Here is a 14,886-nt window from a genome sequence, read left to right on the forward strand (position 1 = left end):
GGTGAAGGCCGGTGGGCCCGGAATCAGCCGAAAAACAATCAGTAGGCTGATTAAAACCAACCTAGTCCACTAGCCTCTCCATCGTAGCGTGGCGCGGCGTCGTCCCGGTGCAGATTGCCCCCTACGTGACCAACTCGTAACTTTTCGCCCGCTCAGCCCGCCAGGAAGTCCAGTGCGGCGGTCTTAAACGCCCGGGATGTGACGGCATTGGCATGCGTACGGGCGGGGAGCGTGAGCATGTCTGCCTGTCCGCTCAGCGCTGCCAGCTCGGGCGCCGTGGCGGCCAGATCATCCCGCTCGCCGGCTACCAGCAGCAGCGGCATCCCGGGCACGGCGGCTGCGGGGGAGAAGGGCTCCTCCTTGATGGCCTCGACCATACGGAAAAGCGCGGCGAGGTTGTTCTGCGGGACCAGCTGCGCCATCCGGAGCAGCTCGGCGGTACGCGGATCCGCTACCGGCGCTCCGCCTGCGGCAGCCTCCCGGGCGGCGTCCAGATCGAAATCAGCCAGCGGATCACCGCTGCCGGGCCCGCCCAGCACCATCCGGTGCACCAGCTCGGGCTGCGTGGCCCCGAACTCCCATGCCAGCCGGGAGCCCAGGGAATAGCCAACTACGTCCAGCCCGCTCCCCGGGTCGGCGTCGGCCAGCGGCCGGACACCCGCGTCCTGTACCACCTGCAGCAGGTCCGCGCGGATGCGGCTGGGACGGTAGGCGTCGAGGTCCGCCGGCGCGGCGCTGGCGCCGTGGCCGGGCAGGTCCACCGTGATGACCTGCCTGCCGGCGGTGAGCAGGGCATTCACCCAGCCGGAATTGTGCCAGTTCAACTGCGAGTCGGAGGCAAATCCATGCAGCAGCAGGACCGGACGGCAGGAGTCCGCGCCGTCGTCGTCGCCCGCGAACACCTGGACATCCAATCGAGGATCGGTGCCTTCCACCAGGGAGCCGTAGCCGGACACCGGTCAGTCCTCGTCCAGGACGGCGCTCAGCCGGACCCGGCGCTTCGCCGGGGCCTCCTGCGGAACGGTACCGACAATGCCGGCGGTGTTGTCCGGCACTTCGAACACAATAAGCGGCTCGCCCACATTGATCCTGTCGCCGGGTTCCCCGTAGATGCGGGCTACCTTCCCGGCCTGCGGGGAGGGGAGTTCCACTGCGGATTTGGTGGTTTCCACCTCCACCAGCGGCTGGTTGCGCTCCACCTGGTCGCCTTCGGCCACAAGCCATTCCAGCACGGTGGCCTCGATCAGTCCTTCGCCGAGGTCGGGAAGGGGGAAGGAAATTTCAGCCACGCCGGTACTCCAATACTCGCTGGATCCCGAACAGGATGCGGTCGATGTTCGGGATGTATTCGTCTTCAAGGTCTCCTGACGGATACGGTACGTCGAATCCGGTGACCCGCCCAACCGGGGCGCGCAGGGTGTCGAAGCAGTGCTCGGTGATCAGCGCGGCCACCTCGGCGCCCAGGCCGGAGGTCAGCGGCGCCTCATGGACGACGACGGCGCGCCGGGTCCGGCCGACGGATTCGGCCAGGGCGGCGGCGTCGATCGGCTTCAGCCAGCGCAGGTCCAGGACCTCCACCTCAATGCCGTCTTCGGCGGCCAGTTCGGCCACCTGGAGGCAGCGTGCCACCATGGCGCCCCACGCCACGAGGGTGACGTGCCTGCCCGGACGGACCACCTTGGCGCCCTCCACCGGGCCGGCGTGGCCAAGGTTGACTTCGCCCTTCTGCCAGTAGCGGGACTTCGGTTCCATGAATATCACCGGGTCCGGAACAGCCACCGAATGCCTGAGCAGGTGGTAGGCCTCATGCGGGCTCGAGGGGGAGACGACCTTCAGCCCCGGAACATGGGCGAACAGTGCTTCCAGCGATTCTCCGTGGTGCTCGGGGGCGCGGATTCCGCCGAAGCTGGGTACCCGCAGGGTCACCGGCATGGGCAGGGTGCCGCGGCTGCGGTAGTTCATCCGGGCCAGCTGCGTGATGATCTGGTTGACGGCCGGATAAGCGAACCCGTCAAACTGCACTTCGGGAATGGGGTGGAAGCCTGCCATGGCCAGGCCCACGGACATACCCAGGATGCCGGATTCGGCCAGGGGAGTGTCCATGACCCGGTCGGCACCGAAACGCTTCTGCAGGCCGTCCGTGATGCGGAAAACCCCGCCCAGCCGGCCTACGTCCTCGCCCAGGACGAGGGCCTTGGGATCTTCGGCCAGGATTTCGGCCAGGGCACGGTTGAGGGCCTGCTGCATGGAAAGCTGCTCTACCTGGCCGCGGCCGGACGGCGCGGGCGGCGTGGCGGCAGACTGGCGGGTGGCAGCCGTGTCTTCGGTGTTGCGGGCCGCTTCGGCCAGATCGGAGGAGGGTACTGCCTCGGTAAGCTGCTCAGACATGTTCGGATTCCTCCCGCCAGGCACGCGCCTGGGCCTTGAGTGCTTCGGTGGGTTCGGCATAGACAAAGTCGAACATCTCCGTGCCCGGCCGCGGGCCCAGGGCTTCCACGCCTTCGCGGATGCGTTCGGCGTTGTCCTTTGCTTCTTCGAGGGCGGCATCCAGGAAGTCCCGGTCCGCCAGGCCTTCGGCCAGCAGCCGGTCGGCCAGCAGCTGGACGGGATCCGGGCCGGCGTCGCGGCGTTCCTCATCCAGGCTGCGGTAGCGCCCGGGGTCGTCGCTGGTGGAGTGCGGACCGCGGCGGTAAGTCATGGCCTCGATCAGCACCGGACCATGCCCTGCGCGGGCATGGGCTGCCGCCTCGCGGGTGGCGGAAACGACGGCGGGGGCGTCGTTGCCGTCCACAGTGATGGCACGCATGCCGTACCCGGCAGCGCGGGCTGCAACCGTGCCGCCCGCCACCTGTGCCTCGGTGGGCAGCGAAATGGCCCAGCCGTTGTTCTGGACGAAGAAAATCACCGGGGCCTTCAGTACGCCGGCAAAGTTCATGGCCTCATGGACATCACCCTGCGAGCTGGCGCCGTCACCGAAATAGGTCAGTGCCACGCCGCCCGTGCCGCCGTTCAGGGTCTGGCCGTGGGCCCAACCCACCGCGTGCAGCACGGAACCGCCGACCACTGCCTGGATTGGAGCAAATCCGGTGCGCACCGGATCGTAGAGACCGCCATGCCAGCTGGCCTTGTGGGTGGACATGTACTCGGTCATGTCCACGCCCAGGGCCAGCGCCGCACCCATTTCCCGGTAGGTGGGGAAGATAAAGTCGCGTTTAGGGTCCATGGCGAAGGCGCTGCCCACCTGGGCGGCTTCCTGGCCCAGGGCAGGGGCATAGCCGGGAATAATCCCCTGACGCTGCCAGGCCACGGCGGCGAGATCCAGCTGCCGTGCGGCGGTGATCAGGCGGTACAGCCTGCGCAGTTCCTCCGGCGCCAGGGGCGCCGGATCCATAGAGTTATCCATAGGGGCAATCTAGTGGCTTGCATCACGCTGGGCAATTCGTCCCGGAATTGCTGCACATTCTGTACAAACGTTCCATTCCCTCCCGCCTTTGCCTAGGCAATCTGTTCGCAGCCGGTATGGGGCGGTGCTGACATCAGGTTTCGGAGAAGGGCTGGAATCCCTCCGGTATCCGCGTATGGTTTCCAGACATCCATCCCCTTGAGTCAGGAGCCGGACATGTCAGGTAAATCTCCGCAGGGATCCAGTTCAAAGAAGCACGGCAAGGCACTAAAGGAAAAGCGCGCCGAAAAGCGGGCGAAGAGCGCGGTTGATGCAGAATTCCTGCCCAAGCGGCGCAAGGGCCGGTAGCCGGGACGGCTGCCCGGCTGCCCGGATGGCCGGGCAGCGGCAGGCCGGGGCTATTCTGCCGGGTCCGCCGCTGCTGTCCGGGACCGGCGGGTGGTGCGGCGGTCGAACAGCCAGGCCAGGAGGACCAGCGCGGCCGTCAGACCGGCCGTGGCCACCAGCTGCACGCGGACGGCCGCGTCGAAGAAACCAAGCACCACAATCGCCGCCAGCAGTGCCAGGGCAAAGTAGGAGAGCCAGGGGAACGCCCACATCCGGAACGTCAGTTCCACTCCGGCGGCATCGGCCCGGCGGCGCAGGATTATCTGCGAAACAATCGAGATGCCCCACACCACCAGGCAGGTGGAACCCACCAGGTTCAGCAGGATCATCAGCACGGTGTCCGGGTAGAGGTAGTTCAGCACCACGGCAATGAACCCGAAGGCCACCGAGGCCACAACCGCGCGCCGCGGGACCCCGCCGCGGCCCAGCCTCGCCAGGGCGGCCGGTGCGCGCCCGCGGTCGCCGAGCGAGTAGATCATCCGTGAGGCCCCGTAGAGATTCGCGTTCATGGCCGAGAGCAGGGCGATCACGATCACCACGGCCATCACGGTGTCTGCTCCAGGCACCTGGGCTGCATGCAGCACGGCCACAAAGGGGCCCGTGTTGAGGGCCTCGTTGTCCCAGGGCAGCACCGTGACCATCACCAGGACAGAACCGATGTAGAAGATCAGGATCCGCCAGATCACCGAGGTGATGGCCCCCGCAATGGATTTGGACGGTTCCTCGGTGTCCGCGGCAGCAATGGTGACAATTTCAGTACCCCCGAACGCGAACACCACGAGCAGCAGGCCCGCGGCCACCCCGGTAATGCCGTTGGGCATAAATCCGCCGTTGTTGAAGAGGTTGTCCACCCCGGGGGAGTCAGCGCCCGGAAGCCAGCCGGCAATGAACGCGGCTCCCACCGCCAGGAAAATGATGATGGCTGCCACCTTCAGGATGGCAAACCAGTACTCAAACTCGCCCAGGCTGGCGGCCCCTGCCAGGTTGATGGCTGTGAAGACAACGATGAAGGCCAGGGCCAGGATCCACTGCTCGATGCCGGGGATCAGGGACGTGACAATGGCGGCGGCCGCCGTGGCCTCGGCCGCAATGACAATGACTATCTGGATCCACCAGAGCCAGCCGACGGTCGTCCCGGCAGTGCGGCCAAGCGCCTTTTCCGCATAAACGGAAAACGCGCCGCTGTTGGGATCCGCAGCGGCCATTTCGCCCATCATGCGCATCACCAGGATCACCATCGTTCCGGCAACCAGGAAGGAGATCAGCACAGCCGGGCCGGCTGCCGCAATGCCTGCGCCGGAGCCGACGAAGAGTCCCGTGCCGATGGCGCTGCCCAGGCTCATCAGGACCAGGTGCCGCGGCTGCATCTTTTTCTGTGACCCGGAGTCTTTCCCGGCCGGAGAAGGCGTATCGGTACGGGACGGGAGGGCGGAACCGGGCATAAAAGGAAAAGGCCTTAGAACGTTGGGGCGGCTGCCGGTGCATCTGCTGGACCGGCGTCAGGCGGCTGGCGGGAATGTACACCGGATTCCATCTTAGGACCGGTTTGTGTCCAGTCATGTCCGACTGTGACCCACGTCGGCTCTACAATTTGTACACTGACAATCATTGTTCACGGCTGCAGACTTCTCTAAGTAAAGGACCCCATGCCAACCGACGCGCTGGACGCCCGCATTGTCACACTCTTTACCGACAACCCCCGGATGTCGGTGCTTGAGGCATCCCGGCGGCTGGAGGTGGCCCGGGCCACTGTGCAGGCGAGGCTGGACAGGATGCAGCAGACGGGCGTGATCGCCGGTTGGGGTCCGCGGATTGATGCCGAAGCCCTCGGCTATGACGTGGTGGCGTACTGCTCCCTGACCATCCGCCAGGATACCGGCCACGATGCGGTGGTGCAGGCACTGTCCCGGATTCCGGAGATCCAGGAAGTGCATACCGTGTCCGGTGAAAGTGATCTCCTGGCCAGGGTGGCGGCGCGGTCCAACTCGGACCTGCAGCGGGTCATCGACGCAATTGTGGCCACCAATACCGTGCTGCGGACGTCCTCGGTGATTGTGCTCAACACGCATTTCGAAGGCCGGATGCTGCCGCTGCTGAACGCGGCAGCCGTCTCGGATCCCTGAGTCCGGCCGGCACCGGGCGCACTGTGATGAAGGCCATCTTTTCGGCCCGGATGAGTTACAGTCATTCTGACTTTTACTAGTGCCCCGGAAAGGGGAGCCGTGTATTCCCCCTACGCCAACGTATCCGAGCGTGAACTGGCACCGCCGTCCCTGGCCATCTCCACCGTCATTTTCGCTCTGCGCCGGGACGGGGACACAGGGCGCCCGGAGCTCTGGCTCCCGCTCGTGCGGCGGATACGGGAACCCTACCGGGACCGGTGGGCACTTCCGGGCGGTCCGCTGGCAGCCCGGGAATCCCTGCAGGACGCAGCCGCCCGGAATCTGGCTGACACCACCGGGCTCACTCCGCGCTATCTGGAGCAGCTCTACGCCTTTGGCGGTCCGGAGCGCTCGCCGTCGCCCCGGGTGGTCTCGATTGTCTACTGGGCGCTGGTCCAGCCGGACGAAGCGGCGCTTGCCAGGGAAAGCGACAACGTGCGCTGGTTCCGGGCCGACGCCGTCGGGGAGCTGGCCTTTGACCACAACACCATCGTGGACTACGCCCTGTGGCGGCTGCGGAACAAAACCGAGTACGGGCAGGCGGCCTATGCCTTTCTGGGGGAGCTGTTTACCCTGGCGCAGCTGCGCGAAGTCTACGAGGCGGTTCTGGGACGCGAACTGGACCCTGGAAATTTCCGCCGCCAGCTGCGGGCAACACCACAGATCTCCGCGACCGAGCACTACCTCGCCGGCGGCCGGCACCGCCCGCCGCGTCTCTACCGCTACACCCCGGACCCGGACACGGTGCCCGGTCCTGTTCCCTCAACACCGCAACGGAGCACCGAATGAGCATGGAAGCTACTCCCGGCGCCAGCGTGGCAACAGCCATTCGGCTGATCAGCCGCGACAAGGCAGCAGCCGCGTCCTCGACCTGCGGGCCCGGCCTGGCCTCGCCGCCCTGGGCGTTCGACGGCGCCGCCCTGCCGCAGTACGGACCAGGGGCCTCTGCCGCTGATCCCGCGCCGGCAGCAACACCGCGCCAGGGTGCGCTGCCCTCGGAATACCTCGAGGCCTCGGACGAGGAACTGGAGGCCAGGATCTCGGCGGCCAAAGCCGGGTTGGGGGACCGCGTGGTGATCCTTGGGCACTTCTACCAGCGGGATGAAGTGGTGCGCCATGCGGATTTCGTGGGCGATTCCTTCCAGCTGGCCCAGGCTGCTGCTTCCCGCCCCGAGGCAGAAGCCATCGTGTTCTGCGGCGTGCACTTTATGGCGGAAACCGCGGACCTGTTGTCCGGGCCGGAGCAGGCAGTACTCCTGCCCAACCTGGCAGCGGGCTGCTCCATGGCGGACATGGCGGACATTGACTCAGTGGAAGAGTGCTGGGAGCAGCTGGAGGCCGTTTTCCGCGGCCGGGAGACTGCCGGAGCGGCGCCCGTCATTCCCGTGACCTACATGAACTCTTCGGCGGCCCTGAAGGCATTCTGCGGCCGGCACGGCGGGATTGTCTGCACCTCCTCCAATGCTGCGGCTGTTCTGGCCTGGGCGTTCGAGCGGGGGCAGCGCGTGCTGTTTTTCCCGGACCAGCACCTGGGCCGCAATACCGCCAAGGCCATGGGCATCCCGCTGGAGGCCATGCCCATGTGGAATCCGCGCCTGCCGCTGGGCGGCAACACGGAAGAACAACTGCGGCACTCCCGGGTTCTGCTCTGGAACGGCTTCTGCTCAGTGCACAAGCGCTTCACCACGGACCAGATCACCGCGGCACGGCAGCAGTTCCCCGGGGTCCGGGTGATCGTGCATCCCGAGTGCCCCATGCCGGTAGTGGATGCCGCTGACGAGTCCGGTTCCACCGACTACATCCGCAAGGCGATCGAGGCCGCCGAACCGGGAAGCACCTTTGCCGTGGGCACGGAGATCAACATGGTCCGCCGGCTCGCCGACGCCCACCCGGAGCACACCATCTTCTGCCTGGACCCGGTGATCTGCCCCTGCTCCACTATGTACAGGATCCATCCCGGCTACCTGGCGTGGGTGCTGGAGGGCCTGGTCCGCGGCGAGCAGCATAACCGCATCACCGTGCCGGATGACGTCGCCGCCCCCGCACGCACCGCCTTGGAGCGCATGCTGGCAGTCCGCCCGTGACGCTGCCCCTGACGGTTGTGGGCAGCGGAGTTGCCGGGCTCTACACCGCACTGTGTGCCGCGCGGGCCGGGTTGGACGTCGCTCTGGTGACCAAGGGCGAACTGCTCAGCGGTGCCACTCCGTATGCGCAGGGCGGGATTGCCGCTGTGCTCCGGGGTCCGGATTCCGTCCGCCTCCACATCCAGGACACGCTGAAGGCCGGTGCAGGCACCAACACCCCGGAAGCCGTCGCTGCGCTGTGCACCGAGGCGGCCGAACACATTGCCGAACTCGTCCGGCTCGGGGTGGACTTTGATCCCGAGCCCGGGCTGGAGGGCGGACACAGTGCCCGGCGCGTGCTGCACGTGAACGGAGACGCCACCGGCGCCGGGATTGCGGTGGCGCTGACGGCTGCGGTGCGAGCCGAACCGAAAATCGGCATCCGCGAGCACACCTTTGCCACGGATATTGTGCTGGCACGCGGGCGGGTTGCGGGGCTTCAGGTGCAGGATCCCGACGGCGTACTGAGCATTCTGCCCGTCACTGCCCTGGTGCTGGCGACCGGTGGTGCGGGGGAGCTCTACGCACAGAGCACCAATCCCGCCTCTGCTACCGGCGACGGTGTTGCGCTCGCCGCCGGTGCGGGGGCAGTGCTGGCGGATCTCGAGTTTTTCCAGTTCCATCCCACGGCACTGGACGTCCCCGGCCATCCGCTGGTGTCCGAGGCTGTGCGCGGCGAGGGTGCGGTACTTCGGGACGTTGCCGGAATCCGGTTCCTCGCTGGGGCAGGCGCCGATACAGGCCTGGTCGCAGGGGCAGGCGCCGATACAGGCCTGGTCGCAGGATCCGGCTCCGATACGGACTCGGACATAGGGTCCGGAGCCGGAGCCGGAGCTGGAGCCGAGCTTTCCGGCCGGGATGTGGTGGCCCGCGGCATTGCGCTCCATCTGCAGGAGACAGGAGCGCACAACGTTTTCCTGGACGCCACCGGCCTCGGGCACCGGCACGGTCCGGGATACCTCGCCCGCCGTTTCCCGGGCCTGGACGCGCTTACCTCAGCCCATGGCTTTGACTGGGAACGGGAGCCGGTACCGGTGGTACCGGCGGCGCACTACTGGATGGGCGGAATCCGTACGGACCTTGCCGGGCGTACCTCGGTCCCCGGTCTCTACGCAGTGGGGGAGAACGCCTGTACCGGCGTGCACGGTGCCAACCGGCTGGCCTCCAACTCACTGCTCGAGGCCCTGGTGTTCGGGGCACGTACCGCTGCCGCAGTCCGGGCTGGCGTGCCCTGGCCCGAAGCCGAAGCCGAAGCCGAAGCCGAAGCCGAAGCCGATGCCGAAGCCGAAGCCGATGCCGAAACCGGAGCCCAGCAATCCGGAGCCCCACAGCCCGGAGCCCTGATGCCCGGAACGGTCGGCCGGCAGGCTTTAGTTCCGCAGGCTTCGGTTCCACAGGCATCAGCTCCACAGGCTTCGGTTCCACAGGCTTCGGTTCCACAGGCCCCGGTTCTCCCGGCTTCAGTGCTGCAGAGTTTAGCCGCGCAGGGTCCCGCCGGGCCGGAGGGCGGCGGGTATGCAGTGGTTACCCGGGACCGGCTGCAGGCACTGATGTCCGGCTCCGCCGGAGTGCTGCGCAACGCCGACGGCCTGGCCGCTGCTGCCCGGCAGCTGGCGTCCTGGCTGCCGCCGGCAGGAAGCTCCGTGGCGGAGCGGGAAACCGCGAACCTGCTCACCTGCGCCCGGCTGCTGGTGGGTGCTGCCCTGCAGCGGCACACCTCGCTCGGGGCACATTACCGAACGGACAGCCCGCATATCCCTGCGCGGCGGGAGAGAACGGACGTAAGAGTATGAACACCCAGGAGATCCCGGCAGCGGATCCGGCCGCCGTCGAACGCATTGTTACCGCGGCCCTGGCCGAGGACGCACCATGGGGAGACCTGACCAGCACGGCGCTGATCCCGGCGGAGGCTCACGGAACGGCGCAGCTGACCGCACGGGAGGCAGGAGTCTTCTGCGGCAGCCAGGTGCTTGAAGCAGCCTTCCGGGCCACCTCGGCGGAAACCCGTGTGGCGCTCCGGGTCCGGGACGGTGAAGCGTTCGACGCCGGTGCCGTCCTGGCGGAGATCAGCGGCCCGTCGCGCGCCATCCTCACCGCCGAACGGGTGGCACTGAACCTGGCCCAGCGGCTGAGCGGAATCGCCACGGTGACGGCGGCGTTCGTGGCGGAAACCCGTGGTACATCGGCACGGATTACCGATACCCGCAAGACCACCCCCGGGCTGCGCATCCTGGAACGCCATGCCGTCCGCTGCGGCGGGGGCTTCAACCACCGGTTCTCCCTTTCGGACGCCGTGATGGCCAAGGACAACCATCTGGCACTGCTGGGCAGCGGCGAGGAGCTCTCCCGGGCGCTGCGCCGGGCCCGCGCGCAGCTCCCGCACACCGTCCATTTTGAGGTGGAGGTGGACCGGCTGGACCAGATCGAGGCAGTCCTGGCCGGCGGAGCGGACACCGTCCTGCTGGATAACTTCATTCCTGCGCAGCTGAGCCGCGCCGTGGAGCTGATCGGTGGCCGGGCCCTGACCGAAGCCAGCGGCAATGTCCGGCTCGACACCGTGGCCGCCATAGCCGCCACCGGAGTGGACCTGATCTCCGCCGGGGCCCTCACCCACAGTGTCCGGGCACTGGACCTTGGACTGGACATGGCAGACACCCGGTGATTTACCTCGATGCCGCGGCCACCGCTCCGGTGCGCACCGAAATCCTGGAGCTGATCAAGCCGCTCCTGACCACGGAATTCGGTAATCCCTCCAGCCGGCACCTGCGTGGTACGGGTGCGGCGGCCGCCCTGGACTACGCACGAACCACGGCGGCCACGGCGCTGGGCTGCAGGCCCGGCGACATCGTGTTCACCTCCGGTGGAACCGAAGCCGACAACCTGGCGGTCAAGGGGCTGGCGCTTGCCGCACCCCGGGGACGCCATGTTGTGTCCAGCCAGGTGGAACACCCCGCCGTGCTGGAATCCCTGCGCTACCTGGAACGGTCCCACGGATTCCGCCTGACACTCCTGCCCGTGGACGGCGACGGGCGGGTGGACCCGGCGGCAGCCGCCGCGGCCCTGACGCCGGATACCACGCTGTGCACCATCATGTATGCCAACAACGAGGTGGGAACTCTTCAGCCCGTGACCGAAGTCGCCAGTGCCTGCCGGTCCCTGGGCGTCCCGTTCCACACCGATGCGGTGCAGGCGGCCGGCTGGCTGCCGGTACAGGTGAGGGACCTGGGGGTGGACGCCATGAGCATTTCCGGGCACAAACTTGGCGCCCCCGCCGGCTGCGGCCTGCTGTATGTCCGGGGCGCACTGCCGCTGGAACCGCTGCTGCACGGCGGCGGGCAGGAGCGCGGGAAACGGTCGGGGACGGAAAACGTCGCCGGTGCCGTCGCCGTTGCCGCGGCACTGGCGCTCGCCGTCGCCGAACAGGATGACGCGGCCCGCCGCACCGCCGGGCTGCGCGACCGCTTCATCCGGGAGGTGCTCGGCGGTGTGCCGGGCGCCTTACTGACCGGGCCGGCCGTGCAGCGGCTGCCCGGACATGCATCCTTCTGTTTTCCCGGCACCGCAGGTGAGGCCGTGCTGCTGGAGGTGGAGCGCCGCGGAGTGCTGTGCTCCTCCGGCTCGGCCTGCGCGGTGGGTTCCGATGAGCCCTCTGCCGTACTGACCGCCATGGGACTGGACCGGGAAACTGCACAGACAGCCGTGCGCTTCACCCTCTCCCCGCACACCACGCCGGCGGAAATGGAGCACGCAGCCAGCGCCGTCATCGACGCGGTGGCAGCGGTGACAGGGACAGCAGTGCAGGGACAATAGTGCAGGGGCAGCAGTGCAGGGACAGCAGTCCAGGGGCAGGACGACGCCGGGTGCCCGGCAGGCCGCCGTCGTAATGTAGCTGCAGGTTCGCGCCCCGGGCGTGAGCTGCACCACACCGCCGCTACACTCGGCCCATGCACAGCACCATTGACCCGCGGACCGGTTCCGCCGCGCCTGCGCCTTCCGCACTCCGGACCGGCAGGGACGCGGCACCGAAACTGGCCCGGCTCCTGACCTTCCGCACCGTCTCCTCCCGGATCCCGGAGGAGGTGGAAACAGACCAGTTCGACGCGTTTATCGCCGCCCTGCCCGAACTTTTTCCCCGCGTCGCGGCCGGCTTGGAGCTGGAACGGGTCAACGGGCACGGCCTGCTCTACCGCTGGGCGGGCGGCAACGCGGAAACCGGTGATGCCCGCGGTCCCGCGGTGCTGATGGCCCACTATGACGTGGTCCCGGTGGAGGACCCGGCAGTCTGGGAGCATCCGCCGTTCGCCGGCACCATCACCGACACCTCCATCTGCGGACGAGGGGCCCTGGATGACAAGGGCGCCCTGGCCGCCGTGCTCGAAGCCGCCGAGCAGCTGCTGGCAGAAGGCTTCACCCCGGCACGGGACATCTACTTCTCCTTCGGCAACAACGAGGAAACCGCCGGTGACACGGCCACCGCGGCCGCAGCCCTGCTCGCCGGGCGCGGCATCCGGCCCTGGCTGGTGCTGGATGAAGGCGGCGCCGTGGCCTCCGGCGCCTTTCCCTTCGTCCAGGCACCACTGGCCGTGGTGGGCGTGGCCGAAAAGGGGATCCTCGACGTTGAACTGGCCACCGAAGATCCCGGCGGGCACGCATCCACGCCGAACCGGATGGGAGCCACCGCGCGCCTGGCCCGGGCGATCCTCCGCCTGGAGCGGCGTCCCTTCCCCGCAGCCCTGCCCGAGGTGACCGTGGAAATGGTGGAGCGGCTCTCCGCGGCCGCCCCGCTGCTTCCCCGGCTGGTGCTGGGGAATGTGCGCCGGCTGCGGCGTCCGCTGACCCGGGTTTTCGGACTGCTCGGCGGGGAGCCCAATGCCATGACGCGCACCACCGTGGCCATTACCCAGCTGCGCGGCAGCAAGGGATCCAACGTCCTGGCCACCCGCGCCAGCGCCAATGCGAATATCCGGGTAGCTGTGGGGGAGAGCGTGGCATCCACGCTTACCCGCCTCCGCACGGTCATCCGGGACCCCAAAGTGTCCCTGCATGTGGTGGAAGGCAACGAGCCCTCACCGGTCTCGGCCACCACCAACGCCCAGTTTGCGCTGCTGGAAGAGACCATCAGCGGAACGTTCCCGGATGCCGTCCCGGTGCCGTACATCATGCTCGGCGGGACCGATGCCCGCCGCTTTACCACCATCTGCGATGCGGTCTACCGGTTTGCCCCGTTCCGGATGAGTGCAGCGGACCGGGCAAGCATCCATGCCGACAATGAAAAGCTGGGCATTGAAACCTTCGGCGAGGGCATTCTGTTTTACCGCGCCCTGATGGGTGCACTCTGATGACCGCTCTGCCGGCGGCAGGGCTGCGGATGCTCGGACCCGTAGTGGGATTCCTGGTGCTGGTGGAACTGACCAGCGGCATCCTGCAGGGCTACTACACCCCCATGCTCACCGACATCGCCCGGCACCTGGGGATCGACGACGGCGACGTCAACTGGTTCGAATCCGCCCAGCTGATGCTCAGCGCCCTCGCGGTGCCCCTCCTGGCCAAGCTTGGGGATATCTACGGGCACAAGCGCATCCTGCTCGTGTCCACGGTCCTGACGGCCGCCGCCTCCTGGGGCGTGGCCTTCGCGCCCGGCTTCTGGACGTTCCTGGCGGCCTGGTCCCTGCAGGGGTTCTACGTGGTCTGGCTGCCCATGGAAATAGCTCTGATTTTCAGCCGGCTCCGCCACGCCCCGAACCGGGCCGTGCTGACCCGGAAGGCCGCCGGCCTGCTGGTGGGCGCGCTGGAACTGGGGGTGATCGGCGGGGCACTGCTGGGTGGCGTGCTGGTGGAACGGTTCGCGGGGATGCTCTGGCTGACGCTGTCCTTCCCCGCAATGGCCGTGACCCTGTGTATTTTCGCAGTGCACTTCGGCGTCCCGGAGTCCGACTCGCTGGACGGCGGCACCGTGGACCGCACGGGATTTGTGCTGCTGGCTGTTGGGCTGCTGACCCTGACCTCCGGCCTGACGTTCCTGCGGATCAACGGACCCGGTACCTGGTGGGCCTGGGCCGTGCTGGCCGCCGGCGTTGCGGCGTTCATTCCCTTTGTCCGCTACGAGCTCGGCCGCAGGGATCCGCTGGTGGACTTCGCCATGCTGCGCCGCCCGTCCATGTGGCCGGTCCAGCTGACCGCCGGCCTGTTCGGCATCTCGGTGCTGGGTGCGCAGGCGCCCATGTCCACCTTTGCGCGCACCGACCCGGCACAGCACGGCTACGGGCTGGGGCTGGAAGCATCCCAGGTGTCCATCATCATCGGCAGCTATGTGCTGGCCCTGCTGGTGGGTGCGCTGCTGTTCCCGGTGGCCGCCCGGCGCACCACCCCGCGCAACACCCTGGTGGGGGCGGCACTGCTGGTCGGCGTCGGATACGCCATGTTCCTGCCCTTCCATGACACGCTGCCGCAGGCGCTGGCCAACATGGTGGTGGCCGGACTCGGCTCCGGAGCCCTGGTGGCGGCGCTTCCGTCGGCTGCGGCAGCGGCCGCGCCGATGAACCGCACCGGCATGGCAACCGGGCTCACCAACACCACCAAGACCATTGGCGGGTCCTTCGCCTCGGCAGTGTTCGGCATCGCCCTGGCCAGCACAGCGGCGAATGCGCTTTCCGGCGGAACCGCAGTGACCGCCGCGCCGCTGGAGGGTTACCTGACGGTGTGGACGGTGTGCTCGGTGACGGCGTTCGTGGCCGCGGCCGTGCTGCTGCTGGTTCCCCGGCTGGCGTTCGCCGACCCGCCGATGGGTGCGGAGGAGAAAGCCGTCTAGTCC

Annotated in this window: 14 protein-coding genes; 9 read left to right on the plus strand and 5 right to left on the minus strand. The window is 67.9% G+C overall.

What is annotated here, in order from left to right:
• Positions 1 to 152: 152 nt before the first annotated feature.
• From QWJ37_RS06355 to QWJ37_RS06370, 4 genes are all read right to left on the minus strand, one after another.
• Positions 153 to 914, minus strand: a complete 762-nt coding sequence (locus QWJ37_RS06355) for an alpha/beta hydrolase (RefSeq protein ID WP_290244840.1) — start codon at positions 912 to 914, stop codon at positions 153 to 155.
• A gap of 45 nt (positions 915 to 959) precedes the next feature.
• On the minus strand, positions 960 to 1,289 hold the full coding sequence (locus QWJ37_RS06360; protein WP_227903308.1) for a biotin/lipoyl-containing protein: 330 nt from the start codon (positions 1,287 to 1,289) through the stop codon (positions 960 to 962).
• Positions 1,282 to 2,247 (minus strand): alpha-ketoacid dehydrogenase subunit beta, encoded by a 966-nt coding sequence (locus QWJ37_RS06365; RefSeq protein ID WP_290244841.1) that lies wholly within the window; start codon positions 2,245 to 2,247, stop codon positions 1,282 to 1,284. Before QWJ37_RS06365 ends, QWJ37_RS06360 begins: the two co-directional genes overlap by 8 nt.
• Before the next feature lie 133 nt (positions 2,248 to 2,380).
• Positions 2,381 to 3,403 carry a thiamine pyrophosphate-dependent enzyme gene (locus QWJ37_RS06370; RefSeq protein WP_227903307.1) on the minus strand — a complete coding sequence of 341 codons (1,023 nt, stop codon included), beginning with the start codon at positions 3,401 to 3,403 and terminating at the stop codon, positions 2,381 to 2,383.
• Positions 3,404 to 3,619: 216 nt separating this feature from the next.
• On the opposite strand from QWJ37_RS06370, the gene QWJ37_RS06375 reads away from it, so the two are divergent.
• A complete protein-coding gene (locus QWJ37_RS06375) occupies positions 3,620 to 3,751 on the plus strand; it encodes a hypothetical protein (RefSeq protein ID WP_269437512.1) in 132 nt (43 codons plus the stop codon).
• A gap of 50 nt (positions 3,752 to 3,801) precedes the next feature.
• Here QWJ37_RS06375 and QWJ37_RS06380 read toward each other — a convergent pair whose 3' ends face one another.
• On the minus strand, positions 3,802 to 5,157 hold the full coding sequence (locus tag QWJ37_RS06380) for an amino acid permease (protein ID WP_227903306.1): 1,356 nt from the start codon (positions 5,155 to 5,157) through the stop codon (positions 3,802 to 3,804).
• Between the two features lie 279 nt (positions 5,158 to 5,436).
• Here QWJ37_RS06380 and QWJ37_RS06385 point away from each other — a divergent pair, with 279 nt between their 5' ends.
• From QWJ37_RS06385 to QWJ37_RS06420, 8 genes are all read left to right on the plus strand, one after another.
• Positions 5,437 to 5,913 carry an Lrp/AsnC family transcriptional regulator gene (locus tag QWJ37_RS06385; protein WP_227903305.1) on the plus strand — a complete coding sequence of 159 codons (477 nt, stop codon included), beginning with the start codon at positions 5,437 to 5,439 and terminating at the stop codon, positions 5,911 to 5,913.
• Between the two features lie 99 nt (positions 5,914 to 6,012).
• Entirely contained in the window at positions 6,013 to 6,741 is a 729-nt protein-coding gene (locus QWJ37_RS06390; RefSeq protein WP_227903304.1) for an NUDIX domain-containing protein, read from the plus strand.
• A gap of 2 nt (positions 6,742 to 6,743) precedes the next feature.
• Positions 6,744 to 8,036, plus strand: a complete 1,293-nt coding sequence (gene nadA / locus QWJ37_RS06395; protein ID WP_290244842.1) for a quinolinate synthase NadA — start codon at positions 6,744 to 6,746, stop codon at positions 8,034 to 8,036.
• Positions 8,033 to 9,868, plus strand: a complete 1,836-nt coding sequence (locus QWJ37_RS06400; RefSeq protein ID WP_290244782.1) for an FAD-dependent oxidoreductase — start codon at positions 8,033 to 8,035, stop codon at positions 9,866 to 9,868. Before nadA ends, QWJ37_RS06400 begins: the two co-directional genes overlap by 4 nt.
• Complete coding sequence (nadC, locus tag QWJ37_RS06405; protein ID WP_290244783.1) at positions 9,865 to 10,737, plus strand: carboxylating nicotinate-nucleotide diphosphorylase; 873 nt, start codon at positions 9,865 to 9,867, stop codon at positions 10,735 to 10,737. The genes QWJ37_RS06400 and nadC overlap by 4 nt, the downstream gene beginning before the upstream one ends.
• Positions 10,734 to 11,885, plus strand: coding sequence for a cysteine desulfurase family protein (locus tag QWJ37_RS06410; protein ID WP_290244784.1), 1,152 nt, complete (start codon positions 10,734 to 10,736; stop codon positions 11,883 to 11,885). Before nadC ends, QWJ37_RS06410 begins: the two co-directional genes overlap by 4 nt.
• A gap of 134 nt (positions 11,886 to 12,019) precedes the next feature.
• Positions 12,020 to 13,414 carry a M20/M25/M40 family metallo-hydrolase gene (locus QWJ37_RS06415; RefSeq protein ID WP_290244785.1) on the plus strand — a complete coding sequence of 465 codons (1,395 nt, stop codon included), beginning with the start codon at positions 12,020 to 12,022 and terminating at the stop codon, positions 13,412 to 13,414.
• Positions 13,414 to 14,883, plus strand: coding sequence for an MFS transporter (locus QWJ37_RS06420; protein WP_290244786.1), 1,470 nt, complete (start codon positions 13,414 to 13,416; stop codon positions 14,881 to 14,883). Before QWJ37_RS06415 ends, QWJ37_RS06420 begins: the two co-directional genes overlap by 1 nt.
• Positions 14,884 to 14,886 lie beyond the last annotated feature (3 nt).

Source organism: Arthrobacter sp. YD2 (assembly GCF_030410475.1).
GTDB lineage: Bacteria > Actinomycetota > Actinomycetes > Actinomycetales > Micrococcaceae > Arthrobacter_B > Arthrobacter_B zhangbolii.